The organism is Novosphingobium sp. P6W, assembly GCF_000876675.2.
Classification (GTDB): Bacteria; Pseudomonadota; Alphaproteobacteria; order Sphingomonadales; family Sphingomonadaceae; genus Novosphingobium.
In genome coordinates this window covers 1701024-1727887 of the sequence record NZ_CP030353.1, presented here as the reverse complement: position 1 = coordinate 1727887, position 26864 = coordinate 1701024, and the positions used below count along the sequence as shown (strand labels likewise).

Sequence of the window (26864 nt, the reverse complement as noted above, 5' to 3'; positions counted from 1 at the left end):
CGGATTGGATATAGCCTCGGCATCGGAATGCGATTAGGCGCTATAATTGGCATGTCGCTATAAGGTGAGCTAATCAATGGCAGGCGAGAACTACAACGAACTCGCCGCCTTCGTGATGGTGGCGCGCGAACGCAGCTTCACCCGTGCGGCAGCCCAGCTGGGTGTTTCGCAGTCCGCACTCAGCCAGACGATCCGGGGGCTCGAGGAAAGACTGGGCCTGCGCCTGCTGACCCGTACGACGCGCAGCGTGTCACCGACCGAGGCAGGCCACCGTCTGTTCGGCACCGTGGCGCACCGTTTCGAAGAGATCGCGCAGGTGCTTGCTTCGCTCAGCCAGCTTCGCGACAAGCCATCGGGCAAGATCCGCATCAATTCCGGAGAGCATCCCGCCGTGTCCATCTTGCAGCCTGCCTTGCGCAAGCTGCTGCCCGACAACCCCGATATCGGCGTCGAGATCATCGTCGATTATGGGCTGACCGACATCGTTGCCGAAGGGTTCGATGCCGGCGTGCGCCTGGGCGACCAGGTGGCCAAGGACATGATCGCGGTGCGGATCGGTCCTGACCTGCGCATGGCTGTCGTCGGCTCGCCCGACTATTTCGCCCGCTATCCCGAGCCGCGGTTGCCGCACGACCTGACCGGGCACAACTGCATTGGCATCCGGCTGCCCACTTATGGCGGCATCTTCCCGTGGGACCTCGACAAGGAAGGGCACGAGGTCAACGTACGGATCGAGGGGCAACTGGTGTTCAACAACATCGCATTACGACTCAATTCGGCTCTCGATGGGCTGGGCCTTGCGTATCTCCCGGAGGATCAGGTGCTGCCCTTCATCGAACGCGGTCAGCTGATCCGGGTGATGGAAGACTGGTGCGAACCGTTCCCCGGCTACCACCTCTATTATCCCAGCCGCCGCCACGCATCCCCGGCCTTCGCGCTGTTCGTGGAGGCCCTGCGCTATCGCGGCTGACCCCGCGTCACTTGCCGATATTGCGCATCGCTGACAAGCTCCCCCCACACCACGGACTGGCCGTTACTGCTCTCCGCCAGCGCCACGTGGGTCATCGCTTCATTGGGGCCAGCGCCGTGCCAGTGCTTGATGCCGGGGCCGATCCAGACGACGTCGCCGGGCCCGAACCGCTCGGCCTGCTGCCCCCACTGCTGGACGTAGCCATAGCCGCGTGTGACAACGAGGGTCTGGCCAAGCGGATGCGTGTGCCATGCGGTATGTGCGCCGGGAGCGAAGGTGACGGTCGCGCCGCCGATACGGGCGGGAGCTTCGCGCTGGAAGCGGCCCTCCACTTGCACAGTTCCCGTGAAATTGGCCGCTGCGCCGCTGGATTTCTCGGTCGAGCCTTCCCGGATCACCGAAATTCCCGGCGTGGAAGCCTTGTCGGCGCCTGCCACGGCAGGCAACGGCAGACAGGCGGCGCCAATCACCAAGGCGGCTTTGCTTACGCGGCGCATCATTCAGCCTCGCTCTTGGGATGGAACACCTCACGGGCGACGCCCACGGCGCTGATTGCGTTGGGCCAGCCCGCGTAGAAGGCAAGCTGAGTGATGGCCTCTACGATCTCGGTCTCGGTTACCCCGTTGGTGCGCGCAAGCTGCATGTGCGATCGCAGTTGCTCTGGCCGGTTGAGCGCGATCAGCGCCGCGACGGTGATGAGGCTGCGGTCCCGCTTGGCAAGGCCTGGCCGTTCCCACACGTCACCGAGCAGGACTTCGTCCGTAAGCTGGGCCAGCTTGGGGTCAATGTCGCCCATCAACTGCTGCGCGCGCGACGGCTGGCCGGCAGTATTCGCTGCGGGTGCCTGAGCCTGGGCCAAACCCGGCATTCCTGCGCCGAGCAGTGTGCCTGAAATGAGGATCAGGCTGCGCGTGATAGTGTTCATGACGGTAATCCTATGCGTCGCAATCGGCTGCGCTGCTCGTTGCGGTCCTCCTGCTTCCAAACGGAGATTAACGCAGCAGCGTCTTAGCGATTAGACGGTAAAATATGCATGTTGCGATAAGCCAGGCTAATCAAACTGACCTCTTGGCGGCCGGCCTTCATGGTTTTGCGAGTGTCTCGAACCCTTGGCGGCCATGATTGGCGACATTCAAAAACGTCCCACGACACCATTATCGGCCACTGGTGCGACCTTGGAACAGGCTGACCGGTCAACCATGGCGCGTCATGATCAGCCGCTGAAAATGGGGGCGTCAGTTCCGACCAATGCCGGGTGGTAGTAGCTGCCGTTCGCAGGACGAACTACGAACGGCAGGTTCAAATTTTGTCGAACTTCCGAGAGGCTCCAGCAAATATCTCGGAACGGGCTAACTCACAGGTTCCCCTGTACGGGCGCGGGTTCGAGTTGAACGGCGATGCGCAGCGGCAGCCGCATATCGCGCGGCGGAGAGCCAGGAAGCTGGCGGCCGAGAATGAGGCCCCGCAGATCCGCACCGGGTTCGGGATGCTCGAAAGGTGCAAACTCCAGCCGGGTGACCCGGCTGTCGGGATCTACCCACACCTTGAGGAGCAGCGGCGCGCCCGGCTGGTCCGGCGCGGTACGCGCGGCGTCCAGGTAAGCGCGCAATCGCAGCGCCGCTTCATCGTCGGCCTGCAGCCATTGTGATATCGCGGCCGTGGCGCCCGCGGCATAGCGAACCCAGTCTGCGGGCGCAGCCTCGGCCGGCACCGTCTGCGCCGTCGCCGGTATGCTTGATGCCAGGCCTAAGCCCACGAACGCTGCCAGCCAGCGCGAACGACGGCTCACCGCGCCGCTCATGAGAGCCCACCATCAAAGTGATCGGAGGGTAGGCGAAGAGCCGGGATCGTCACGCCGGTCACCGCGCGGCCGGAGCGGCGGCTACCGGCTGCTGGGCCAGGCGTTCGCGCTCGAAAGTGATGGTCTTCACTTTGGCATCGACACCGCGCACGACATCGGCGGTCAGGTCGTTGGCGAAATTGCCGCCCAGTGCTGCGCCGCGATCAAGCAGCAGACCGCATTTCTTCTGGGCGTAGACTTGCGCGATGACCGGCTGGGTATCGAGAGCGATCCGCTCCATCGCCTTGGCGCGGGTGGCTTCGATCTCGCGGCTATTGTGTGCAGCCTTGCCCTGAAGCGCCTGCCAGCGGGTGCCCAGCGCCTCGCGCTTCTGGCGGATCGGGGCATTGTCAGGCTGGCCTTGCAGGGCCTTGGCTTCGGTTTCGAGGGGGCCGCGCTCGGCATCGATCTCAGCCTGTGCGGTCCGGATCAGTTCGGCGAGACGCGCGCTGGCAGCCTTGCCGACAGCGGCATTGGCGAAGACCGCCTCGCGCGAAAGCAGGCACACGCCGGCGACGACGGGACCGCCCAAAGGCTGGCCGGCCGGCTGCCCTGCGGTCTGGGCTGTCACGCTCATGGGAACGGCAGCGCCAATGAGCAGCGCGGCGGTGATCAGCTTGCGAAACGGCATAAAATCAGTTTTTCCCGGTTGATATGGTATCGGACGCTTGAGCATCCTTTTGTGTCGGTGCCGTGATGGCCCCAAGGTTTTCCTACCGTCTCAGCAGGCTGGAGAAACTTGACCTCGCGCTGAACCGGAACATCAAGAATCGCGGCAAGACTGTCGGGCTCTAAAAGACAGAAGCATGCGTATGGTTTGCGCGGCTCTGTTGCCTGGCGCGAATGAAGCGCTATGTCTGACCCGGTATCTCATCCCGCTCTCGCCTTAACACCTCGGACCAGGGCAGCGCAGTTTCAACGGAGCGCATTCCCGGTGATCTCAGCCCTCGACCTGTTTCGCATCGGCCTCGGCCCATCGAGTTCGCACACTGTCGGCCCGATGCGTATCGCCGCGAAGTTCCTGCAAACGGTTGAGGAGGCGGGGCTGCTGGAGAATGTCGCCCGCGTGCAAATCGACCTGCAGGGATCTCTGGCCCTGACTGGCGAAGGTCACGGCACGCCCGACGCCTGCCTGATGGGGCTGATGGGCCTTCAGCCCGAAACCGCCGACCCCGAACAGGCGCATGCCGCTGCGGCCGAGGTGCGCGCCAGCCGCCGGATCAGCCTGCTGGGACGGCGCGAGATTGCGCTGGATCCCGCCACCGACCTCGTACTCGATTTCGAGACGATCCCCGACCTGCACCCCAATGGCATGATCCTGACCGCTTTCGACGCAGCCGGTTCGGATATTGCCCATCAGGAGTACTTCTCCACCGGCGGCGGCTTTTTCTCCAGCCGCCAGCAACTCGAACAGACCGCGCCGGACGATCAGGTCAGCTATGGCCCCGCCGTCCCCCACCCGTTCGGCTCGGGTGCGCAATTGTTGGAAGTCTGCGCGCAAAGCGGGCTGGATATCGCCGGCATCATGCTCGCCAACGAAACCGTGCGGCGCGAGGAGGCAGATACGCTGGCCGGGCTCGATGCGATCGCCGATGCCATGAACCAGTGCATCGATCGGGGGCTTTCGCGCGAAGGCCTGCTTCCCGGTCACCTGAAAGTGCGCCGCCGCGCGCGCTCGATTCACCAGAGCCTGATCTCGCGCCCGCAGGACAACCAGGCCGAGACCTTGATGGACTGGCTCAACCTTTACGCCATGGCCGTCAACGAGGAGAACGCCAGCGGCGGCCGCGTGGTCACCGCGCCCACCAACGGCGCGGCCGGCATCATCCCTTCGCTGCTGCGCCAGTATTGCAGCGAGGGCAACCACGCCGTCGCCGCGAACGCGCGCCGCTATCTGCTGACGGCGGCGGGGATCGGCCTGCTCTACAAGCAGCGCGCTTCGATATCCGGCGCGGAAATGGGCTGCCAGGGCGAGGTAGGCGTCGCCTGTTCGATGGCAGCGGCAGGACTGGCGGCGTTATGGGGCGGCACCCCGGAGCAGGTTTGCGCTGCGGCGGAGATCGGCATGGAGCACAACCTCGGCCTCACCTGCGACCCGGTGGGCGGGCTGGTGCAGATCCCCTGCATCGAACGCAACGCCATCGCCGCCGTAAAGGCGGTCAACGCCGCCAAGCTGGCCCTGCACGCGGGCGAGACACCCCGCGTCTCGCTTGACCAGGTGATCGAGACGATGCGCCAGACCGGCCTCGACATGTCGAGCAAGTACAAGGAAACCAGCCAGGGCGGCCTTGCCATCAACGTGGTCGCCTGCTGAGAAAACCGGCGCGGCGCAAACGTACCGCGCACCGTGGACCTTTAGGCTCGATCGCGACATTCAGGTTCCGCACCAGCGGTGTCCGACCTGCGGTGATACGTGCGGATTGCTGCCGCCCGAAGACATTGCTCCTGCATCCCTTGCGAACAGGGGCCGCAGAATGGCGCCGCAGGCAGGGGAACACCCCGCCCGCAATCCGAAGGAGAGGGTGCCACACCGAAGAGTCGACGCAGGGCGACCCGGTGATGGAAGGCGAGGTTCAGGTTCAATCGGAGTTTTCAAATGAAAAAGTCTGTGATGCGGACGCTGCTGCTCGCAACAGCTCTCACCGCGCTTCCGACCGTTGCCGTGGCGCAGGAAGCCGCCTCTGAAGCGGACGCTTCGCAGAGCAGCTTTGGCGATATCGTGGTCAGCGCCCAGCGCATCGAGCAGCGTCTGCAGGACGTGCCGATTTCCGTCACTGCGATCACCGCCGCCGAGATCGAGACCCGCCAGGTCCTCGCCCCGACCGACATCGGCCGCCTTGCGCCGAACGTGAATCTTACCGCCGTGACCGGCGGCAGCGCGGGGCTTACCGCCTATATTCGCGGCGGCGGCGTCACCGATGGCGGCTACATCATGTCGGAGCCTGAAGTCGCGCTCTACGTCAACGATGTCTACAATGCCCGTATGCAGGCCGCGCTGCTCGACTTCGCCGAGATCGAGCGGATCGAAGTGCTGCGCGGACCGCAAGGCGTGCTCTACGGCCGCAATGCGGCGGCCGGCGCCATCAACATCATCACCAAGCAGCCCGCAGACACCCTGACCGGCAATGTTCAGGTCGGCTACGGCACCTGGAACGAGCGCCGCGTGAAGGGCTATCTTTCGGTGCCGCTCAGCAAAGACGGCAAGTGGGCGTTCTCGCTCAACGGCATCGTCCGCGCGCGCGACGGCGGCCGCCAGTACAACGCCACGCTCGACCGCAAGGTGGGCAAGGAAGACTTCCAGGGCGGCCAGTTCGACCTCGCCTACAAGGGCGATGCGGTGAAGGCACGCCTCAACCTGTTTTACGTCCACCTCAAGAGCGACGGACAGTGGGCCAGCAACACTGTCACCAACGACGAGGGGAAGATCGTTCCGCTCTCGGGTTCCTACCGCACCGTGCTCTCGCCCTTCCCTTCCTATACCACAGTCACGCAGAAGGGTGGATCGCTGCGCCTTTCCGCAGACTATCCCGGCGGCACGATCACCTCGATCACCGCCTACTCGCGCTTGAAGGATTCCTGGGGCGAAGACTTCTCCGGCGGCGTCTATCCCTCGATGATCGAGAGCACCGGCGACACGCCGCTGGCGCTGTTCGTGCGTGAGAGCAAGTCGAAATCCTGGCAGGTCAGCCAGGAAACCCAGGTCGCCGGCGCGCTTGCCGATGGCTTCGTGAACTATGTCGCCGGGCTCTACTTCTTTCATGAGCAGGGCGATCAGGACATGAATTCGACGATCTTCTTCGCGCCTTCATCGACCCGTTTCCATGCCGCGACCGATGCCTGGGCGGGATATGGCCAGCTCACCTTCAACGTCACCGACAAGCTCTCGCTCGTGGCGGGCGGACGCTACACCCTGGAGGACAAGAGCCTGGATGCCACGCTGGCTGGCATCCCCGCCGTCAGCCGCGACCACTACAAGAAGTTCACGCCCAAGTTCGGCATCAACTTCAAGGCCTCGCCCGACGTCCTGTTTTATGGTTCCTACACGGTAGGCTTCAAGTCGGGTGGCTACAACGGCCTCGCCTCGACCGCCGCGCAGCTTGCCAGTGCTTACCGGCCCGAAACCACGAAGGCGTGGGAAGCGGGCGTCAAAGCCGACATCGGCCGTACCCTGCGCGGTTCACTTGCCGGCTTCCTCAACAAGATCACCGATCGTCAGGAAACGGTGAACCTGAACGACGGCGGCTTCCTCGTCGAAAACTACAACGTCAGGATCGCCGGGATCGAGGCCGAACTGGCCTGGCGCCCGGTGACCGGGCTCCAGATCTGGGGCAACGGCTCGGTCAACTGGGGCAAGTACCTTTCCACCGACTCCGTCGTAGCCTCGGTGATCAACAACGATCCCCCTTCGCTGCCCAAGTACCAGGGCACGATCGGCGTGGACTACTCGATGCCTGTCGGATCGGGCACGGCCAAGATCGGCGCCGATGCCGCCTTTCGCGACCAGTATTTCTCCACCCCGGACAACCTCGAGGTCGGTCACGTCAAGGCCACTCAGCTGTTCAACGCCTATGTCGGCTACGATGTCGGCCCCTGGACTTTCCAGGTCGCCGGGAAGAACCTCGCCAACCAGACCTACTGGACCACCGGGTTCGGGTTCTCCGTCATCAATCCGCGCGTCATGGCCAATCCGCGAACGGTGCTCGGCACAGTCAAGTACAGCTTCTAAAGACTACCGGCCGGGCTTCCCTTCCTGATGGGAAGCCCGGCTGACAGGCGCAGGCGCGGCTTTGGGAATTCAGACAATGCAGACGGAACGCTTTTCCGGCTTGAACGTGGTCGTGACGGGAGGCCGCGGCGGTATCGGCGCGGCCATCGTCGCAGCCTTTACGCAGCAAGGTGCGGCCGTTGTAAGCGCAGATCTTTCCTGCCGGAACGACGATCCGCCCCCCACTGCCGCTTCGCAACCGGTGATCGAGCGCAGGCTCGACGTTACCGACGAAGCGAGCTGGACCGACCTGCTCGACTTTGTCGATGCGCGGCTTGGCGGGCTGGACATCCTCGTCAACAATGCCGGCATCTACGTGCCCAACATCGCGTTCGAAGACATGTCGCTCGATATTTGGCGGCATCATTTCGCGATCAATTCCGACGGCACGTTCCTCGGCTGCAAACATGCCATCCTGCGCATGAGGGGCCGCGGAGGCGGGGCGATCGTCAACATGGGGTCGGGCATGTCGATCACCGCCAATCCCCAAGGCGCCGCGTAAAGCGCATCCAAGGCCGCCGCGCTGATGACCACGCGCACGGCCGCCCGCGCCGCCGGACGCTACGGCATCACGGTCAATGCCGTGCTGCCCGGCGCCGTCCCCACCACGATGCTGATGGGCAACCTGCAGGACGGGGAGGATGACGGCGAATTCCTTCGCCGCATGGAAAGTTTCAGCCCGCTTGGCCGGCTTGCCTCTCCCCAGGACATCGCCCGCGCCGTGCTGTTCCTTTCAGATCCTGCCAATCGCGCGATATCGGGCGTCCACCTGCCGGTCGATGGCGGGAACATTCCCGGGGCGTAACCCGCGCCCTGCCCGTCAACCCGAAGGTGCGGCCCAGGCCGATCGCCCGGCCCTGTCCGCAGGACGGATATGTTCGTCCAGCCATCAGCCGCGCAGCCTGCTTTCCAGCAGACATGCGTCATGACCGCGATGGTCCCGCATTTTCACACAAAGCTGCCGCAGCGAGATGCAAAGGAGATTTCATGACAGAACTGATCAATGAACCGGGCGTGCGCGAAGCCATGCCGCTACTCGCTTCCAATGAAGGTGTCTGGGAGGGCTGGTACCGTTATTACGATGCCAAGACCGGGGAATTGACCGACCAGCATCGCTCGCGCCTGATCTGCCGCCTGTTCACCAAGGACGGCGTCGATCACTATCACCAGACCAACCACTACTACTGGGACGATGGCCGCGTCGAAGTGCGCGATTTCCCGGCCGTCTACAAGGATGGCCGCATCTGGTGGGACAATGCCCTCATCAAGGGCTGGGCAGCGGCCATGCAGCCCGACGATTTCAACCGTTCGACCTGCCTCAACTGGACCCGCCACGACGAGCCGGGCATATACCTTTACGAGATGATCCAGAACAACGACGAGCGCACCCACCGCGCCCGCACCTGGCAGTGGTTCCGCGACGGGAAGTGCTACCAGCGCACGCTGATCGACGAAGTCTTCGTCAGCCGCGACTGGCAGAACTGGTCCAACGACGGCGCGCCAGACAACTGATACGCCGCGCAGCACTCCTGCCGGATCAACCGGCAGGAGTGTCTTTCATCAGGCGCCGACGAGCGTGACGGAGATGTCCGCAAGGCCTTCACGCAGCACTTTGGCTGCTGTGTATTCAGGCGAATTCCAGAACGCCAGCGCAGCGGCGCGGTCGGGCCATTCGGAAACGACGACCGATCCGCCGTCCTTGCCTTCGCCTTCCAGGACCGTGCCGCCGGGTGCGCGCACGACGTAGGTTCCTCCGTAATTGACCAACGCATCGGCGGCGGCCTGCGCGTATCCGCAGGACATGAACGCCTCGCGATCCTTGAGGTGGGCGGTGACTACGAGCCAGGCGGCCATGATAAACTTCTCCATATCGGTGTTTGCGGCGCGATAGTCCGTCCAACCTGCACGGCGCGGCCAGCGCGCACCCCGCGCTATCCGCTGTGCGGATGCCGCCGCACCCCACGCTGGGCACAGGCTACGGAAACAGGCTCCCTGCAATTCGACGCATTTCAGGGAAGGCAGACACTTGCAAGCAGACCGGATCGACAAGGCCTCGTTGCAACATTCCGCCTCCACGACGGCAGAGGGCGGAGAGTTCACGCGGGGATGGACGATCCTGCTGGCCTCCCTGATCGGTATCGGCAGCGGACTGGTCACCTTGCCCTTCTATACGTTCGGCATCTTTGCTCCGCATCTGGCCCGGGATTTCGGCTGGTCGATGGGCGAGATCATGGCCGGGCTGACGATCACGACGTTGGCCCTCCTTGTCGCAGCGCCTGTGGCCGGCGTGCTTTGCGAGCGCTACGGTGCCCGCCTCGTCTCTGCCTGTTCGCTTGCGCTGTTCGGGCTGTGCTACATCTCGCTGGCCACGCTCGACGGGTCGCTGACGCAGTACTACGTGACTTGGGGAGTGGCCTCGGCTGTCGGCGCGGGCACCCTGCCGATCACCTTCACTCGCACGGTCAACCGCTGGTTCGACCGCCACCGGGGACTGGCACTGGGCATCGCCATGATGGGCACCGGCCTGTTCGGCATTGCCTGCAAACCGCTGCTGGCCTGGGTCATCACAGACTACGGTTGGCGCACCGCCTATGCGGCGCTTGGCGCGCTTCCGCTTCTGGTCGCCACGCCCGTCACCCTGCTGCTGTTCCGCGATCCCACCGACGCCGACGTCCGCTCCGCCAGCACCCCGCTCACACCGCTTACCGGCTTTTCCCGCAGCGAGGCGCTGCGCCAGTGGCGCTTCTGGCTGATTGCCCTGCTGCTGATACCCCTGTCCTTCGCGCTGGCCGGCACACCGCCCAACCTCGAATCCATCCTGAGCGACAAGGGCCTCGATCCGGCCACGATCATAAAACTCACCCCGCTGGTCGGCCTCGCGTCGATCACCGGGCGGCTGGCAGGCGGCTTCCTGCTCGACCGTTTCTGGGCGCCAGCGGTGGCTTTTGTCATCCTTAGCGTGCCGATCGCATCCTGCCTGATCCTTTCAGGCGGAAACCTGCAGCCCGCAACCGCCGGGTTCGCGATTTTTCTCATCGGCTTCGCCCTTGGCGTGGAGTTCGACGTGGTCGCCTATCTCACGGCGAAATACTTCGGGATGCGCTCCTACTCCGCGATCTACGGTCTGTTCTACGTGTGCTTCACGGTGGGCGCGGGCTTCGCGCCGCTAGCCTTCGGCATGATTCGCGATACAGCTCATGATTTCTCTCCGGCCTTGCTGACCTGCGCCATAATTCTGCCCATCAGCGCCGCCGGCTTTCTGTTTCTAGGCCGTTACCCGCGGTTTTCCTGACGTTTCGAAAGCCGCGTCAATAATTTGACATATTGATATATGAATATAACAATATCCCTCGGCGACTGGTCGCCATTCCATGAGGGAATCGCCATGACCGACTACCGACTGCTCCTCTCAACGATACTCGTACCGCTCAGCCTCGCCTCCGTGCAGGCTCAGGCTCAGACCCAGGAAGCACCCGCAGCAAACGGCGCACAGACCGGCGGGCTCGACGACATCGTCGTCACCTCACAGCGCCGGCAGGAAAAGCTGCAGGACGTGCCGGTCACGGTCACCGCGTTCAACGACGCAATGCTCGAACGGCTTAACGTGCAGGATGCGATCTCAACGTCGAAATTCGTGCCGGGCATGGTCTCGCAGCACAATGCGGGCCTCGCTTCGGCTAACGCCTATTATCTGCGCGGACTTGGCAATAGCCAGTCGACGCCGACCTTCGATGCACCTGTCACCACCTACGTCGACGATATCTACGTGGCGCGCCAGAACGCCAACAACTACGCCTTCTTTGATACCGAACGCGTCGAAGTACTGCGCGGACCTCAAGGCACACTGTTTGGCCGCAACACCACTGGCGGCGCGATCGCGGTCATCATGCGCAAGCCTTCCGATACGGCCGGCATGAAGATGGAGTTGAGCGGCGGATCGTATGACCGCTACACCGTCAAGGCCACCGCAGACCTGCCGATCACCCCGCAGATCCTGACCAAGCTGTCTGGGTACGCGGTGCAGGATCGCGGCTACCTCAAGAACATCACCACAGGCGAATGGCTCAACGGCGAAAGCAGCTACGGCGTGCGCGGCGATGTCCGCCTGCTGCCTACCGACCGCCTGACAATTGACGTCGCGGCCGAATATACCCGCAATTCGGGCACTTACGCGGGCCTGCGCAATGTGCCCGGCGCTAACCCCTACGTTGCCACGGCCACCACGCGTCCGGTGTTCTACGAATCCGCCTCGGGCCTGACGTCGACCAGCTGCAACGGCAGCAACGCGCAGAACCTGCTCTCCAGTCAGGCCGGCAACTGCAACCTGTCCGAAAACATCGCGGTCAGCGCCAACGTCAACTATGCGCTGGACAACGGTTCGCTGACCTACATCTTCGGCTACCGCCACCTCGACCAGGGCTACATCAGCGAATACAACGGCAGCGCGGTCAACAAGTATGCCGGATACATCATCACTGACAACGGCACGCATGAACAGTGGTCGCACGAACTGAAGTACAACACCGACCTGCTGGACGACCGCGTCCACCTCGTCACCGGCCTGTACTATCTCAAGGAAAAATCCGACGATCGCCAGACCAGCTTTTCGGGCGGCACCACCGCGTTCCGGCTCATCCAGGACCAGCACCTGCTGCCCCAGACCGAGACCGGCGCCTTCTATGCCCAGGCTGATTTCGACGTCACCGATCAACTGACCCTGACTGCCGGCGGACGCTACACGATCGAGACCAAGAAGGTGGGCTACCTCGCATCCGAGGAATTCCCCGGCTTCGGCTACGACAGCGCCGATGTCGCCGCATTCGGCATCCCGCTCAAGCGGACCTACCGCAAGTTCACGCCGCGCGTTGCGGTGAACTACAAAATCAACCCCGATGTGATGGTATTCGCATCGGCCACCAACGGCTTCAAGTCGGGCGGCTGGAACGGCGGCACTGCATCGCCCGCCAACGCCGTGCTGTTCGACCCGGAAAAGACCTGGTCGTTCGAGGGCGGCATCAAGTCGGAGCTGTTCGGCCGCAAGCTGCGCTTCAATGCCACGGGCTACTACGCCCGCACCAAGGACCTGCAGGTCACTGCGGCCGTCAACAGCCCGATCACCGGCACGATCGCGCAGCTGCCGTTCAACGCCGGCACGTTCGAGGCCTATGGCATCGAAATCGAGAGCACGGCGAAGTTCGGCAATTTGAGCCTCTTCGCGAACCCTTCGTTCATGCACGGCGAATATACCTACATCGTGCCCACTTCGACCACGCTGACCACCGCCTTCAAGCCGGTTCGCGTGCCGAGCTTCCAGTTCAGCGGCGGCGCGGCCTACGAGGTTCCGGTAGAGGCACTGGACGGCATGCTGGGCGCCAGCGTGACCTACCGGCACAATTCGCCCTACTGGGTCGCCCTGCTCAATACCACGACAACGCAGACCGAAGACTTCGTCGACGCGGCGGTCAGCTACACCACCATGAGCGAGAACATGAAGATCTCGTTCGAGGTATCCAACCTGACCGACCAGAAGACCGTCACCGCGAACTTCATCTCGCTCTTCCCCGGCGATCCGCGCCGGTACACGATGCGCGTGAAGTTCAAGATCTGATTGCCGGATGATCCCGGCGCGGTGTCCGCAGGTCGGACAAGGCTGTCCTCCCAGCGGACACCGCCCCGGTATCGTCGTCCTGTCTATGGGCCCATCCCCAAGGACAAGCAGAGTTAGGAATTCTATGAGCATCGTCGGTACGAAGATGGTCAGCGACGGCAAGACCGCCCGCCAAATCTTCGAGGAAGTCATGGCCAATCCCGCGCGCACCAAGTTCGGCTTCGGCGAGAAGCTGGCGATCGTGAACGTAGATTTCCAGAATGCCTATACCCGGATCGACGAGTTCAAGACCGCCTACGAAACCGACCCACACCAGATCGAATACACCAACACGATCTCGGCCCTGGCCCGCGCCAAGGGCATGCCAGTGATCTGGACCCATGTCGCCTATGCCGAGGACGCCAGCGATGCAGGCGTCTGGGGCACCCGTACGAACACCCCGGATTCGCTGCAGAACATCAAGTACGAAAGCCGCCGCCATGCTTTCGACGAGCGCTGCGAGATCGACCCGGCCGACATGATCTATAACAAGCGCATGCCCTCGGCCTTCTTCGAGACGCCGCTGCAGAGCCTGCTGATCTGGCACAAGGTCGATACCGTGGTCATCACTGGCGGCTCGACCTCGGGCTGCATCCGCGCCACGGCGGTGGATAGCCTCAGCCGTGGCTACCGCACCATCGTGCCGATCGAAACCTGCGCCGACAAGCACGAAAGCTACCACTTCGCCAACCTGACCGACCTGCAGCTCAAGTATGCGGACGTCGAGCCGGTGCAAACCGTGATCGACTGGCTGGAGGCCCGCTGATGCGCGCCGGAATGCAGGAAGGTCAAGCTGATCCCGGCCTCTACGACTTCAGCCCCTACCGGGACCGCTCGCCATTTTCATGGCCGGACGGCAAGAAGGTGGCTGTCTGGGTCTCGCCCAATCTCGAATATTACGAGATCGATCCCCCCGCGAACCCGCACCGCAAGTCCTGGGCAAAACCGCACCCCGACGTAGTGGGCTATGCGCACCGCGACCATGCCAACCGCGTGGGCCACTGGCGCATGGCCGAAGTGATGAGCAAGCACGGCTTTCCCGGCTCGGTCAGCCTCTCGGTAGCGCTGTGCCAGCACCACCCTGAAGTCGTGGCGGACGCCAATGAGCGTGGCTGGGAATTCTTCAGCCACGGCATCTACAACACCCGCTATTCCTACGGCATGGACGAGGCGCAGGAGCGCGCGATCATCGAGGATTCGATCCGCACTGTGCGCGAGGCGACCGGCCAGACGATCCGCGGCTGGCTGGCCCCCGCGCTCACCCACACACCGCGCACGCTGGACCTGATCGCGCAGTACGGGCTCGACTACACCTGCGATCTCTACCACGACGACCAGCCCCAGCGCGTCAACACGGCGAGCGGTGATCTGATCTCGATGCCCTACAGCCTCGAGGTCAACGACCACTACGGCTTCTTCATCTACAACATGAGCCCGCGCGAATATGCGCAGACGCTGATCCGCCAGTATGAACGGCTTGCCGCCGAGCCTTCGGGCACGGTCATGTGCATACCGCTGCATTCCTACCTGATCGGCCAGCCGCACCGCATCGGCGCCTTCGAGGAAGTTCTGCGCCACATCGCCGCCGATGGCCGCGCCTGGATCACCCGCTCGGGCGACATCGCCGATGCGTGGAGAGCCGTTCACACCGGGGAGCCAGCCGCATGACCCTCGACCCCAACTATATCGAATACCCCAGGCGCGCCCTGGGCTACGACCACGCGCTGTATCCCTACTCGGCCCTGCCGAACCGCAAGCCGCTGGCATGGCCCGGCGGCAAGAGCGTGGCGACCTGGATCGTCGTCAGCCTCGAATGGTTTCCGATCACGCCAAGCGACACGCCCTTTCGCGCGCCGGGGCACATGCAAACCGCTTATCCGGATTACCGGCACTATACCTCGCGCGAATATGGCACGCGCGTCGGCTTCTACCGCCTGCTCGATGCTTTCGCCAAGGCGGGCATCAAGGTTTCGGTCGCCGCGAATGGCGCCATCGCCCAGCGTTACCCTTCGATCATCCGCGACGTGGTGGAGGCCGGGCACGAAGTCATTGCCCATTCCACCGACATGAACGGCACCATCGACTCCACCCTCCCGGTGGAGGAGGAATGCGCCCTCATCCGGGACAGCATCGCCGCGCTTAGCGACGTGACCGGCACCGCCCCGCGCGGCTGGCTCTCCATCGCCCGCTCGCAAAGTTTCGCCACGCCCGACCTGCTGGTCGAGGCCGGGATCGAATATTGCTGCGACTGGGCCAACGACGAACTGCCCTGGGCCTTCGCCAATGGCCTGGTCAATCTGCCGCTGAACCATGAATTGTCGGACCGGCAGATTCTCAACGTCCAGCAGCAGTCGGTGGACAGCTATGCCCAGCAGATGCTCGACGCGCACGACTGGCTGCGCGCGGAAGCCGAAACGCAAGGCGGCGCGCGTTTGCTGCCGCTGCACCTCACACCCTACATCATGGGCCTGCCCTACCGCATGGACGCCTTCGAGCGCCTGCTGGCAGACCTCGCCGCGCGCCCGCAGACATGGTTCGCGCGCGGATCGGACATTCTCGACAGCTTCAGGAGTCAAATGTGAAAGCCTATCAGCTCGGCGCCCAGACCGGATTGTCCTCGCTCACCCCCGTCACCCGCCCCGATCCCGTAGCCGGGCCCGGTGAAGCGGTGCTCAAAGTCCGCTATGTTTCACTTAACAACCGCGATCTGCAGATCCTCGAAGGCCGCTACGGCGCGAAGAAGCCGGAAGACCGCGTGCCCTTTTCCGAAGGCATCGGCGAAGTTGTCGCGCTCGGCGAAGGCGCGGCCGGCATCGCCGTGGGCGACCGCGCAGTGCTTTCGCACTTCATCGCCTGGGGCGACGGCCCGTTCGACATGCGCTACTTCGGGACCGACGTGGGCATCACCCAGGACGGCTGGATGGCTGAATACCTGAAGGTCCCTGCGTCCGCGCTGGTCCGCGTGCCCGAAAGCCTGGCCGATGAACAGGCCGCCGCGCTGGCCGCCGCAACGCTGACGGCATGGCATGCGGTCGTCGAGGTGGGCCAGGTCAAGGCGGGCGATCTTGTCGTCGCACTGGGCACCGGCGGCGTCGCCATGGCCGCGCTGCAGATTGCCAAGGCCAACGGCGCTTTCGTTGCCATCACCTCGTCGAGCGACGAGAAGCTCGACCAAGCCCGCAAGGCCGGCGCCGACTTCACGGTGAACTACAGCAAGAACCCCGACTGGGCGGCCGAACTGATGAAGCAGACCGGCGGACGCGGCGCCGACATCGTCGTCGAGACCGGCGGCCAGCACACCCTGCCGCAATCGATCAATGCCTGCGCGGTCAATGCCCATATCGTCCTTGTCGGCGTGGGATCGGCCGACGGCCCGCTCCCGAACTACGGCGCGATCATCGGCAAGAACCTGGTCATCAAAGGCATCGCCGCTGGCAGCCGCGGCATGCTGGTGCGCCTGCTGCGCGCCATGGAAGCCAACCCCTTCGCCCCAGTTGTCGACCGCGTGTTCGGTTTCGACGAAGCTGTGGCAGCTTGCGAATACCTGAAATCCGGCAACCACTTGGGCAAAGTGCTGATCCGCGTTTCCTGATCAGCCAAGGAATCGCATGCGAAACGCCGGTCCGCCAATGCGGGCCGGCGTTTTCGTTCAATCGCCGCCGGGGTTCTGCAAGTCCATACGGATGTTGAAGCGGTCTGAACGGTAATGCGCGTAAGTGCGCAGGAACGGCTTGTCCTGACCGTCGTAGACCGTCCGTGTGATCCGCAGGATGGCAGAAAGCGGCTCGACGTTAAGACGCTCCACGCAGAGCACGTCGGCCAGCATGGCGCCGATGGTCTGCTCGGCGTGCTTGGCCCGGAAGCCCGCGTCGTCCAGCAGCTTGAGGATCGGCGCGCGCACCAGCAAATTCTCGTTGACGATCGCCTCCAGCGCGCCCGGCACATAGCTGACGACGTAGCCGATCGGCACCCCGTCGAGACAGCGCACGCGCACGGCGCGGATCACTTCGGCCCCCACTTCGAGTTGCAGCGCGCTGGCGACGGTGGCGGTCGCCTCACGCTTCTCTACCGAAATGACGTTGACGGTGGTGCCCTGCCCCAGCGCCAGCAGCGAGTCCACCGCCTGGTCGATGTTCGCCTCAAGAGGCTTGGCAGGAGATTTGAACACCACCCGCGTGCCGAGGCGGCGCTTGCGCTCCACGTAGTTCTGATCGGCCAGATCGTTCAGCACCCGGCGCGCGGTGATGCGCGACACGCTGTAGAATTCGGATACTTCGGCCTCGGTCGGCATGGCGCTGCCATAAGGCCGCTGGCCGCTGAGAATCTCGTCGCGTAGCATCAGGTAGATCTGGTGATAGAGCGGCACTGCCGTTGCGCGGTCGAGCACGTATTTCCCCCGGAAGGCCGATTCGGAACTTTCACGCGGCGCGCTGGCATTCCGGCTTTCCCTGCTATTCGGGGCCAGCCCCTGCTTAGTCAAGCCGCCGGCTCCTCCTGCCATACCGGATAACGGCCCATGGCAAGCAGTGATATCCCGCCGGCCACAAGGCAGCCGACCCCCGCCATCAGAGCCGCATCGTACCGCCCCATCGTGTCGAAGGCCCAGCCATAGACCACCGGCCCCATTCCGCCGCCGAACGCGATCACGGTGTAGAAGCAGCCATAGATCGTCCCATAGTTGCGGCGGCCAAAATAGCGGGCGATCAGGTAGGCCAGCAGGTCGAACTCAAAACCCGCGCCAAGCCCCAGCGCGATCACCGAAAGCACCGCGTGCGAGGTATCGACCTGCGGCTGTGCAAGCATGAAGCTACCCAGCGCAGGCATCACGAGGATCACCAGCGCGCAGCCCGGTGCCCAGAAGCGGTCCAGCAGCCAGCCCCCGATCACGCGCCCGGCGATCACCGAAAGCCCGAACCCGGCGGTGATCGCGCCAATTTCAGCCAGGGCGAAGTGGCGGGTCTTGAGGATGTTTTCGAGATTGGGCGTCGGCGCGGTCAGCGCGAAGGCGATCAGCAGGAATGCGAAGGTCATGATCCAGAAACGCCGGTCATGCAGCGCCTCGCGCAGCGTCGCCCCGCCTTCCACGATGACTGGCGCCGCTCCGCCTACCGCAGCCCGCTCCCCGCGTTCACGAAAAAGCAGCGCAACCACGGGCACGCCGATCACGATAGGCAGCGCGCCGATCACCACGAAGGCGGTGCGCCAGCCGAAATCGCCGATCAGCCAAGCGGCGAAAGGCTTGACCAGAAACCCGGTAATGCCCGTGCCGGTGCTGGCGACGCCAATCGCCAGCCCGCGATGTTTCTCGAACCAGCCATTGACGGTGTAGGTCCAGGTCGCCGTCAGCGTGCCTGCGCCCACCACCGACATCAGCATCCACTGGGCGTAATAGATCCAGAGGTTCCCGTTGCTGAGCGACAGGCTCATGAACGTCAGCCCGAACAGCACCAGCGAAACCAGCGCCACCGGACGCGGCCCCAACCGGTCCACTGCGAAGCCGGCCATCGGTCCGGTCGCCATGACCACCAGCGACTGGACGGTGATCGCGCCCATCAGCGAGGCGAATGTCCAGCCGAACGCGCCCTGAAGCTCCGGCGCGAACATGCCGACGGTGTAGAATGGCAGCGGACTCAGCCCCATCGCCAGTCCGATCATGGCCGCAAAGACCACCACCCAGCCCGCACGTCCATCGCGTGGTTGCAGAGCTGCTGAAGGGGATTTCATGGTGTTCGACTTCACTCTTTCTCGCCTGTCGGAGGGGGTGTCCCAGGTACTGGACAAGTCATCGATCCTGACACAGTATTCGTTATAGTGATATAACATATTGCCAAAGGACGGGCCGCATGAGCACCACGACCGCCACGCGAATTGAGCGCCGCTATGTGACTGCGCAGGGCCGGCAGGTTCACTACCGCGTCTGCGGCCAGGGCCCGGCGGTTGTCCTGCTGCACGATTCCCCGCGATCCTCGCGGTTGCACAGTCCGGCGATGAAAATGCTCGCCAGCCGGTTTCGCGTCTTCGCGCTGGACACCCCGGGCTATGGCAATTCCGACCCGCTGACGGCGCCCGAACCTACCATCCTCGATTTCGCAGAAGCGCTTGGCGAAACCCTGGCGGCCCTGGGGCTTGAACGCGCCCCCCTCTATGCAACGCACACCGGCGCCAAGATCGCGCTGGCCCTGGCGGCGCGCGGCGGAAAGATGCCGCTGCTGGTGCTGGACGGTCTGTCGATCCCCGATGCGCCGGCGCCGGAGAGCTTCATTTCCGCCTACATGCGCCCGTTCCAGCCCGATGCCAGCGGTGCCTACCTCGCTGCGGAATGGGTGCATGTGCGCGACATGCTGCGCTGGTTCCCGTGGTTCTCGCACAAAGCCGAAAGCCGCATCGCCATGGACCCGCCCAGCGCGGAATGGCTGGAAGACTACGGCATCGACCTGTTCAGCGCTGGCCCGCACTATTCCGGCGCCTATGCCGCCGCGATGCGCTGGAGCCCGTGGGACGATCTGCTGGCCGTCAAAGTCCCCACCCTGGTCGCGGCCAAGAGCGACGATGTGCTTTACGCCTACCTCGACAAGGTGCCCACGGACCGCAACCCCATGCTTTCGTTGGAACGCCTCGGCAGCGACCGGGGCGAATGGTTGGACTGGCTGGCAGCGCGGCTGACGCAGGCAACTGCTGCGGCGGCCCCGCCCCCCGCACAGGACAATGCACCGCGCGGCTATGTGGACTTGCCGCAGGGGCAGCTCCACTGGCGCAGGGGCGGCGCGCAGAGTGGGCGCACGGCGCTGATCCTTTCCGCCCCGACCACGCTGGAAGCGCTCGACTGGGCGCGCGAACTTGGCGCAGATCGTCCGACGTTGGTGCCTGATCTTCCCGGCTTCGGCGATTCCGATCCCCTCCCCGAACCATGCGCCGATGCCATGGCCGATTGCCTTGCCCTGCTGATCGAACGCCTGGGCTGCGGCCCGGTGGACGTGCTTGCCATCGACCTTGCAGCGCCGATCGGCGCAAGGCTGGCGTCCCGCCATCCCGCGCTTGTCCAGGCACTGGCAATCCACGGCGCGCCGCCGCTGGGTGCTGCCGCCGCAGCGGCGATGCTGGCCGCAACTTCTCCGCAGATCGCCTTCGACCCTCACGCCGGCACCCACCTCCACCGCACATGGCACATGCTGCGCGATGGCCAAGTGCAATGGCCCTGGTACGGTCTCTCGCAGCAGGCCGCGCGCAAGACCGGTGTCGTGCCCGAACCCATGGCCATGCTAGCCGCCCTGACCGGCGTACTAAAGCAGCGTCAGCATTACGGCCAAACTGCCGAGGCCGCACTTCGCGCCTGTGATGCGGCGAGCTGGGCCGAAGTGAGCGTACCCGCACTGGTCAGCCTGGGCGGCGATCCGTCCCAGGGTGAGGCGGCCGAAATCGCCGCGCTGATGCCTCAAGGCAGGACACTGCAACTGCCGGCCGACCGCGCGCAGGCCGCCCCGCTGCTCCTCGCCGCAATGGGCGCGCACCTCGCGGTGGCCTCGTGACCCAGGCCGCCGCCGAAGCTACGGTGTGGCCGCGGCGTTCCTATGCCTGGTATGTCCTTGCCCTGCTGACCCTGGCCTATGCGCTGGCGATCCTCGACCGCGTTTCGATCGCATTGCTGATCGAACCGCTGCAAAAATCGCTGGCGATCGACGACACCCAGTTCGGACTGCTGCAAGGCATGGCGTTCAGTGTCGTCTACAGCGTCCTTGGGCTGCCTCTAGGTATGCTCAGCGACCGGTCCAGGCGCGTGCCATTGCTGCTGGGCGGGCTTACCTTGTGGAGCCTCGCCACCATCGGCTGCTCGCTTGCCTCGACCTTCCACGAACTGTTCCTTGCGCGGATGATGGTAGGCGTGGGCGAAGCCGCGCTGGTCCCGGTGGCGACCTCGCTGATCGCCGATTACTTCACACCGGGCGTCCGGCCCAAGGCTTATGGCCTGTTCGTGACCGGCAGCTCGCTCGGCACGGCGGCGGCGATGGCGCTGGGCGGCCTGTTCCTCGACTGGGCGGACGGGTTGATCGCCTCGCTTCCCGCGATCTTCGGCCATATGCAGGCGTGGCAGGTTGTCTTCGTGCTTTGCGGAGCGCCGGGACTGGTGCTGGCGCTGCTCCTGCTGCTGACCGTGCGCGAACCTGCACGCCAAGGCAGCACGCAGGCCACCCAGCCGCTAAGCCTGCGCCCGATCCTGCACCTTTTCGCCCAGCGGCCCGGTGCGTTCGCGCTGTTCATGCTGGGGTCGGTCCTCAACCTCGTCTGCGTTTACGCCATCGTTGGCTGGTTTCCCGCACTGTTCATCAGGGTTCATGGCTGGGGCGCGGCGGAAACGGGCAAGATACTCGGCACATACGGCCTACCGGTGTCGGTTTTCGCGGCGGTGAACAGTGGCTGGGTCATCGCGTGGCTGGCGCGGCGCGGCCACAAGGATGCGCCGATCCTGTGCGCGATGGGCTGCGCGGCCTCTATGGCGGTATTCGGCACGCTATCGTGCCTTGCCCCAAGCGGCAGCCTAGCACTGGCCGGATACCTGCTCAACGCGCTGTTTCTCAACTGGAACACCTCGGCGGTCTATTCCGGTTTTGCGCAGATCACCCCCAACCATTTGCGCGCCCAGGTCATGGCGCTGCAGACTATTGCCTCAGGGCTGGTAGCCCTGACGGCGGGCAATTTCATCGTCGGCTTCCTGTCCGACACCGTATTCACCGGAAGGACCGGCATCGCCTGGTCGCTGGGCAGCGTGTTCTTCGCCTGCGGGCTCGGCGCCTTCTTCGTCCTCATGGCGGCACGACGCAGTTTCCGCGAAGCCGCAGCCGATCTCGCCGCCCTGGAGCCTGCCCGATGACCACTGACCTTGCCCCGTTGTTCGATGCGCTTCGAGCTATCCTTGGCAGCGACGAACTGCTGAGCGACCCGGTAAGCCTGCGCCTTCACGGCTCCGACCTGCTGGCCGAGGGCGCGGATTGCGTCATGGTCGTGCGTCCGTCTTCGGTCGAAGCTCTGGCCGCCGCAGTCGGGATGATCGGTCGGACCGGGATCGCCATGGCCCCGCGCGGCGGCGGCCTCACCTATGTGCGCGGCTACACGCCAACCGACCGCCGCTTCGCCGCGATAGACCTCTCTCGCCTCGACCGGGTGATCTCGGTCAGCGAGGAGGACATGATCGTGACGGTCGAAGCAGGCGCGACCTGGAAGCAGGTACACGATGCGCTGGCCCCGCTTGGCCTTCGCCTGCCGTTCTTCGGCACGTTTTCCGGCAGCCGCGCCACTGTCGGCGGCGGGCTTTCGAACGGAGCGCTGTTCCTTGGTACCGCGCGCCATGTCTCCGCCGCCGAAGCGGTGGTCGGCATGGAAGTGGTGCTGGCGGATGGCTCGCTGCTCCACACCGGGCAGAAGGCCGTGGCACTTGCCCCGCTGCCCTTCATGCGCACATTCGGCCCGGACACCACCGGCCTGTTCGTCCACGATGCCGGCGCGCTGGGCATCAAGGCGCGGGTGAGCCTGCGGCTGATCCGCGCGCCCCGGCACAACGGTTTCCTGTCGTTCGGCTTCGAGCGCCAGGCGGACGGCATCGCCGCGCTTTGCGAGATCGCCCGAAGCGATCTGGCTGAAGACGCCTACATGATGGACCCGGACAAGACCCGCACCGCCCTCTCCGGCCCTACAGACCTCGTCCGCGACGTTCGCGTACTAGCCAAGGTCGCACGGCAGGAGCGCGGTCTTTTCAAGGGCCTGAAGGCAGGCGCGAAGCTGGCGATGGCAGGCCGCTCGTTCATCGACGCGGGGTGCCATTCGCTGCACCTCGTCCTTGCCGGGCGCAGCGAGGCGGCGGTTGAGGCAGACATGGCCGAGGCGCGCGCGATTGCCGCGCGCTTCGATGGACGCGAACTGGCGGATTCGATCCCCCGCGCAGGCCGGGCCGACCTGTTCGTGCCGGTGGACGGCATGATCCTGGGCCCCGATGCCGACCGCTGGATCGCACTCAACGCCAAAGTGCCGCATAGCGAGGCCATGCGGTTGACCGATGAAGTGGAAGCTCTGCTTTCCCGGTACAAATCCGCGCTGGACGCTGCGAGTGTCACCGTTTCGCGCCTGCTGACGGTGATGGGCACCCATGCCTTCAGTTATGAGCCGGTGCTCAACTGGCGCGATGCCTGGTTGCCGCTGCACCGCGACATCCTCGGCGCCGCCCCCCGTTTCGCCGAGCCGGCCGCTGCGCCCGATGCCCGCGCTCTCGTGATGAAGGTGCGCGGCGAACTGATCGCGCTGTTCGCCCGGCTGGGCGCCGCCTCCAATCAGATCGGGCGGACGTATCCTTATGCCTCGGTACTGCGACCGGAAGCACGCGGGTTGCTCGAAGCGCTCAAGCGCGCGGTCGATCCTCAGGGCGTGATGAACCCCGGAGCGTTGGAACTCTGAGCCGGGGACCACTCCCCCGGCCCAGCCGTAAAACGCCTCAGCGGCTCAGTTCGACCAGTTCATACCAGGTCTGCATGTAACCACCGACGCCGCCCTGCACGAAGATCGCATCGTCGTCCGCCGTCACCCACACCTCGTAAGGCGGGTGCGAGTGGCCGTCGATCGAGATCATGCCGCCGGCATCGTCGGTGAACTGGTACTTGTAGCAATCGAAAGTACCCGCCGCGACAGTGACGGTTTCCTCGCCGAGATAGCCAAGGTCGATGTTCGATTCCGCGATCAGCGGCGGGGTTGCGCCGCGATGGTCCGGCGAGGGCAGGAAGCAACGGAAATTGCGCTTGTGGACGCCCAGCGAGCGGTCGATTTTCTTGGTGATATAGGCGTCGCCCGAGATCGGGTGAGTGCCGAAACCGTCGAAGTCACCGCCTATCGGCATCGTCTGCGAGACGCGGCCGATCGAGGGGCCGTAGCTTTCGCATTCGACTGCGTCCTTGCCGATGATGAACAGGCCGGAACCCATGAATTTGTCACCGATGGTAAGGCGCACGAAGCAATCCATCGGGCGGTCGTTCTCGTCGAGGCTGTAGACGACGTCGCGGTGGACGGTCGGTGCCGGTTCGTCGATCTCGCAGCGGGCGCGCAGGCTGCGCTTGCCATCGGTGTGGTGAGTGAACGTGAACCATTCGCGACCACGCTCCTGGCCTTCGCGGCCGGGCTTGCGCGAGGTGTAGAGAATCTTTCCGCTGATCGTGCGATGCTGCTGCATGGTTTCTCCGTTTGGTCAGAGGCCGTGGGGGTTAAACAGGGGTGGCGATGCCGAGGAAGCAGGCGATCAGGACCAGCACCCAGATGCTGATGACGCTGATGCGCGCGCGGCTGTTGACGGCGGCGATGACGCGGTCGGTCTCGGGCGTCGGGCCGGTTTCCCGCATCTGGATGATGGCGGGGAACAGCGGCACCAACTGGCGCCGCACAATGAGGCCCAAGGTGATGCAGATGGCCAGCGCCAGCATCTTGAGCGTGATGAACAGCGGCACCGCGATCTCGCCGGAAAAGCTCAGCATCACCGCAGCCACCAGCCCGGCAAGAACGAGATAGCGCACGAAAATATCGAAGCGCTTGTACGCCTGCCCCTGCGGCCCGTGCTTCAGATGCACCGCCCATGCCAAGGCCAGCCACGCCAGTCCCAGAACTCCGGCGGCAACCGCATAGGAAACCGAAACATCCAGCCAGCCCTTTACCACGGCAAGGGCAAAGCCGGTCGGGAATGCCAGGATCAACATGGTACGCGGGGCCATGTCGATGTTGTTGAGGATGGTGAGCGCCATCATCCGCTCGGGCACCGAACGCTTGGGGTCCACCATGAATCGCGAGCCGTAAAAGGCGCCCAGATCCCCGCCCAGCCAATAGACCGGGACAAGAACGTGCAGCAGCGTCAGCAGCGAAAGGCCGATATCCATGGCTCAGTTATTTCCTGCGAAGAAGGTGGCCATCGCGTCGTGGCGCAAGGTTCGGAATCCGGGATCGTCGAAGCGCGGCAGTTCAAGGAAGCGACCGTTCGGCAGCAGCGGCGCAAGGCCAGCGCTGGCTTCGTAAAGCGGATCGTTGACCGCAGCGGTGACCAGCACGGGGCACTGGATCAGCGGCAGGCGGCGGTCGGCCGGCCACTTGAACGCGGCGCGGTAGTTGAGGTGGTAGGTCGTGCTTGCCTTCATCACTTCGGTCACCCAGGCGTGCAGGTCATCGGGGCTGCCCAGCCCGCCGTCACGGCGTCCCTCGCGGGTGCGGCGATACCAGGGGAAGAACAGGTACTGGTCGCGGCAGAACTGGAACAGCCGGGCGAGATAGGCACCGTCGAGATCCGGCTCAAACGGAAAGGCGTAAGTGGCGAGGATTTCCTCCAGCTCTGCGCCTTCCATCAGGCTGACACCGTCGAGGACAAGATGGCTCACCCGCCCCGGAGCAAGGATCGCCAGTTCGGCTGCGATGGCCGCGCCGGTGTGCGAGCCGTAGACGCGCACCTGCTCAAGGCCCATCACGTCGAGATATTCCAGCATGGCCCCGGCCAGCGCAGCAATCTCGGGTTCTTCGGCGCCGAGTGCCTCACTGTCGCCATTACCCGGCGTGTCGGGCGCGAACACCATGGCCTCGCCCGCGAAGTCCTCGATCAAACGCACCTGCTGGCGCGAACTGCCGGGCGATGCGTGGAGGATCAGCAGCGGCTGCCCCTTCTCGCCCGCGCTGCGATAGTGAACCTGCCTTTGCGCCAGATCGGCGAAACCGCGGCGAATACAGACCTGCGTATCCATCGTCACAGCGCCCCGCCTTCGATCATTTCAAGCAGCGCGCCCTCCGGCGTCAGCAGAACACCCGTGCGCCGACCGCCGTAAAGCGGCCCCTCGCGCACGGCTGGCGGCGAGGCCCAATGCCCTTCGAGCCGCGCGAAATCTGGGTGGAGCATCGTAGTGATGGCCACCCCCGGCGGCAAGGCGCCCGGATGGCAAGGACGTTTCCCGGCACCTTCTGGATACTGGTCGAGTTCAAGGAAGACCTGCCCCCCGCCCTTGGCTGTGACGAGTTCCGTCTTTGCGTCCTCGGCAAGCCCGAAGCTGAGCGTGATCATCGAATAGCGGATCGCCACCGGATCAATCACCGGAAGGCCAAGCACGTCCTTCACCCACTGCGCCGATTTGCGCAGGTCCGGGCAGGCCAGCACCATGATGAACGGCCGGTCGACCAGCGAACGCGGCTGCGGCAGGCCTGTATCCGGGCCCGGCTGGAGGATTTCGGTGAGGTAGACCGTCTCCAGGTCGGCGCCGCGAACCTGCATCGGCTTGACCGTGGCGAACCCGTCGAGTTCCTTGGGCGGGCCGATCACTTCGAAGGGGCTTTCCAGCATCTTCGCATTGACCGCCTCGACATCCGACACGCACAGTTCGATCGCTGCCCAGCCGTAGCTGCGGATCGGCAGATAGTCCGGCACCGGATCGCCTTCGACGAAGCGCAGGAATACTTCCTCGCCCGACGCAGGCTGCAACACGGCATAGGCCTTGCCCGCGCTGGCGGGTGCCTGCCACGCAGCGGCCAGATCTGCGGGCACTGCGCCTTGTTCGACGAGGCGGTAGCCCATCCAGGTTTCGTAGCGTTCGATCGCCGCCGGAACGTCTGCGACGACATGGGTGGCACACTTGAGTAAGGTCAT

At 64.5% G+C, this 26864-nt stretch carries 24 protein-coding genes and 1 pseudogene; 14 read left to right on the top strand and 11 right to left on the bottom strand.

The window, feature by feature from the left end:
- Positions 1 to 76 precede the first annotated feature (76 nt).
- A complete protein-coding gene (locus TQ38_RS23685) occupies positions 77 to 970 on the top strand; it encodes a LysR family transcriptional regulator (RefSeq protein ID WP_043970088.1) in 894 nt (297 codons plus the stop codon).
- Here the strand turns inward: TQ38_RS23685 and TQ38_RS23680 are convergent.
- The 4 genes from TQ38_RS23680 to TQ38_RS23665 all read right to left on the bottom strand — a co-directional run bounded on the left by TQ38_RS23680 (position 958) and on the right by TQ38_RS23665 (position 3441).
- Complete coding sequence (locus tag TQ38_RS23680) at positions 958 to 1470, bottom strand: cupin domain-containing protein (RefSeq protein ID WP_082057466.1); 513 nt, start codon at positions 1468 to 1470, stop codon at positions 958 to 960. The two genes, TQ38_RS23685 and TQ38_RS23680, sit on opposite strands and share 13 nt — an antisense overlap.
- Positions 1467 to 1895 carry a carboxymuconolactone decarboxylase family protein gene (locus tag TQ38_RS23675; RefSeq protein ID WP_052505497.1) on the bottom strand — a complete coding sequence of 143 codons (429 nt, stop codon included), beginning with the start codon at positions 1893 to 1895 and terminating at the stop codon, positions 1467 to 1469. The genes TQ38_RS23680 and TQ38_RS23675 overlap by 4 nt, the downstream gene beginning before the upstream one ends.
- 429 nt (positions 1896 to 2324) lie before the next feature.
- Positions 2325 to 2759 carry a hypothetical protein gene (locus TQ38_RS23670; RefSeq protein WP_240198072.1) on the bottom strand — a complete coding sequence of 145 codons (435 nt, stop codon included), beginning with the start codon at positions 2757 to 2759 and terminating at the stop codon, positions 2325 to 2327.
- Positions 2760 to 2829: 70 nt separating this feature from the next.
- Positions 2830 to 3441, bottom strand: coding sequence for an OmpH family outer membrane protein (locus TQ38_RS23665; protein WP_043970087.1), 612 nt, complete (start codon positions 3439 to 3441; stop codon positions 2830 to 2832).
- A 303-nt stretch (positions 3442 to 3744) separates the two neighbouring features.
- Here TQ38_RS23665 and TQ38_RS23660 point away from each other — a divergent pair, with 303 nt between their 5' ends.
- The 4 genes and pseudogenes from TQ38_RS23660 to TQ38_RS23640 all read left to right on the top strand — a co-directional run bounded on the left by TQ38_RS23660 (position 3745) and on the right by TQ38_RS23640 (position 9087).
- Positions 3745 to 5124, top strand: a complete 1380-nt coding sequence (locus TQ38_RS23660) for an L-serine ammonia-lyase (RefSeq protein ID WP_043970085.1) — start codon at positions 3745 to 3747, stop codon at positions 5122 to 5124.
- A 282-nt stretch (positions 5125 to 5406) separates the two neighbouring features.
- A complete protein-coding gene (locus TQ38_RS23655; protein ID WP_043970083.1) occupies positions 5407 to 7536 on the top strand; it encodes a TonB-dependent receptor in 2130 nt (709 codons plus the stop codon).
- A gap of 76 nt (positions 7537 to 7612) precedes the next feature.
- Positions 7613 to 8380 (top strand): annotated as a pseudogene (locus TQ38_RS31095) (SDR family NAD(P)-dependent oxidoreductase).
- 182 nt (positions 8381 to 8562) lie between these two features.
- Complete coding sequence (locus tag TQ38_RS23640) at positions 8563 to 9087, top strand: hypothetical protein (RefSeq protein WP_043970079.1); 525 nt, start codon at positions 8563 to 8565, stop codon at positions 9085 to 9087.
- 48 nt (positions 9088 to 9135) lie between these two features.
- Here TQ38_RS23640 and TQ38_RS23635 read toward each other — a convergent pair whose 3' ends face one another.
- Positions 9136 to 9429, bottom strand: coding sequence for a DUF1330 domain-containing protein (locus tag TQ38_RS23635; protein WP_043970664.1), 294 nt, complete (start codon positions 9427 to 9429; stop codon positions 9136 to 9138).
- Between the two features lie 172 nt (positions 9430 to 9601).
- Between TQ38_RS23635 and TQ38_RS23630 the strand changes: the two genes are divergently transcribed.
- From TQ38_RS23630 to TQ38_RS23605, 6 genes are all read left to right on the top strand, one after another.
- Positions 9602 to 10867 (top strand): MFS transporter, encoded by a 1266-nt coding sequence (locus TQ38_RS23630; RefSeq protein ID WP_052505494.1) that lies wholly within the window; start codon positions 9602 to 9604, stop codon positions 10865 to 10867.
- 93 nt (positions 10868 to 10960) lie between these two features.
- On the top strand, positions 10961 to 13183 hold the full coding sequence (locus tag TQ38_RS23625; protein ID WP_043970657.1) for a TonB-dependent receptor: 2223 nt from the start codon (positions 10961 to 10963) through the stop codon (positions 13181 to 13183).
- 124 nt (positions 13184 to 13307) lie between these two features.
- A complete protein-coding gene (locus tag TQ38_RS23620; RefSeq protein WP_205316137.1) occupies positions 13308 to 13988 on the top strand; it encodes an isochorismatase family protein in 681 nt (226 codons plus the stop codon).
- Positions 13988 to 14890 (top strand): polysaccharide deacetylase family protein, encoded by a 903-nt coding sequence (locus TQ38_RS23615; RefSeq protein ID WP_240198071.1) that lies wholly within the window; start codon positions 13988 to 13990, stop codon positions 14888 to 14890. The genes TQ38_RS23620 and TQ38_RS23615 overlap by 1 nt, the downstream gene beginning before the upstream one ends.
- On the top strand, positions 14887 to 15804 hold the full coding sequence (locus TQ38_RS23610; RefSeq protein ID WP_043970078.1) for a polysaccharide deacetylase family protein: 918 nt from the start codon (positions 14887 to 14889) through the stop codon (positions 15802 to 15804). The genes TQ38_RS23615 and TQ38_RS23610 overlap by 4 nt, the downstream gene beginning before the upstream one ends.
- Positions 15801 to 16814, top strand: coding sequence for an NAD(P)-dependent alcohol dehydrogenase (locus TQ38_RS23605; protein ID WP_043970077.1), 1014 nt, complete (start codon positions 15801 to 15803; stop codon positions 16812 to 16814). Before TQ38_RS23610 ends, TQ38_RS23605 begins: the two co-directional genes overlap by 4 nt.
- A gap of 57 nt (positions 16815 to 16871) precedes the next feature.
- Here the strand turns inward: TQ38_RS23605 and TQ38_RS23600 are convergent, their stop codons facing one another.
- A complete protein-coding gene (locus TQ38_RS23600) occupies positions 16872 to 17702 on the bottom strand; it encodes a GntR family transcriptional regulator (RefSeq protein WP_043970649.1) in 831 nt (276 codons plus the stop codon).
- A complete protein-coding gene (locus tag TQ38_RS23595) occupies positions 17699 to 18946 on the bottom strand; it encodes an MFS transporter (RefSeq protein WP_043970076.1) in 1248 nt (415 codons plus the stop codon). Before TQ38_RS23595 ends, TQ38_RS23600 begins: the two co-directional genes overlap by 4 nt.
- A gap of 119 nt (positions 18947 to 19065) precedes the next feature.
- Here TQ38_RS23595 and TQ38_RS23590 point away from each other — a divergent pair, with 119 nt between their 5' ends.
- From TQ38_RS23590 to TQ38_RS23580, 3 genes are read left to right on the top strand one after another with little or no spacing between them, the layout of a single operon-like run.
- On the top strand, positions 19066 to 20748 hold the full coding sequence (locus tag TQ38_RS23590) for an alpha/beta fold hydrolase (RefSeq protein WP_052505493.1): 1683 nt from the start codon (positions 19066 to 19068) through the stop codon (positions 20746 to 20748).
- Entirely contained in the window at positions 20745 to 22088 is a 1344-nt protein-coding gene (locus TQ38_RS23585) for an MFS transporter (protein WP_043970075.1), read from the top strand. Before TQ38_RS23590 ends, TQ38_RS23585 begins: the two co-directional genes overlap by 4 nt.
- A complete protein-coding gene (locus tag TQ38_RS23580; protein ID WP_043970074.1) occupies positions 22085 to 23662 on the top strand; it encodes an FAD-binding oxidoreductase in 1578 nt (525 codons plus the stop codon). Before TQ38_RS23585 ends, TQ38_RS23580 begins: the two co-directional genes overlap by 4 nt.
- Positions 23663 to 23699: 37 nt before the next feature.
- On the opposite strand, the gene TQ38_RS23575 is transcribed toward TQ38_RS23580, so the two are convergent.
- Genes TQ38_RS23575 through TQ38_RS23560 form a run of 4 tightly spaced genes read right to left on the bottom strand, consistent with a single transcriptional unit; the run spans position 23700 to position 26864 of the window.
- Complete coding sequence (locus TQ38_RS23575; RefSeq protein ID WP_043970073.1) at positions 23700 to 24428, bottom strand: hypothetical protein; 729 nt, start codon at positions 24426 to 24428, stop codon at positions 23700 to 23702.
- Between the two features lie 31 nt (positions 24429 to 24459).
- Entirely contained in the window at positions 24460 to 25122 is a 663-nt protein-coding gene (locus TQ38_RS23570) for a hypothetical protein (RefSeq protein WP_043970072.1), read from the bottom strand.
- A 3-nt stretch (positions 25123 to 25125) separates the two neighbouring features.
- Positions 25126 to 25971: an alpha/beta fold hydrolase gene (locus TQ38_RS23565; RefSeq protein WP_043970070.1), complete on the bottom strand. Its 846-nt coding sequence runs from the start codon at positions 25969 to 25971 to the stop codon at positions 25126 to 25128.
- A gap of 2 nt (positions 25972 to 25973) precedes the next feature.
- Positions 25974 to 26864, bottom strand: a complete 891-nt coding sequence (locus TQ38_RS23560) for a hypothetical protein (RefSeq protein WP_043970069.1) — start codon at positions 26862 to 26864, stop codon at positions 25974 to 25976.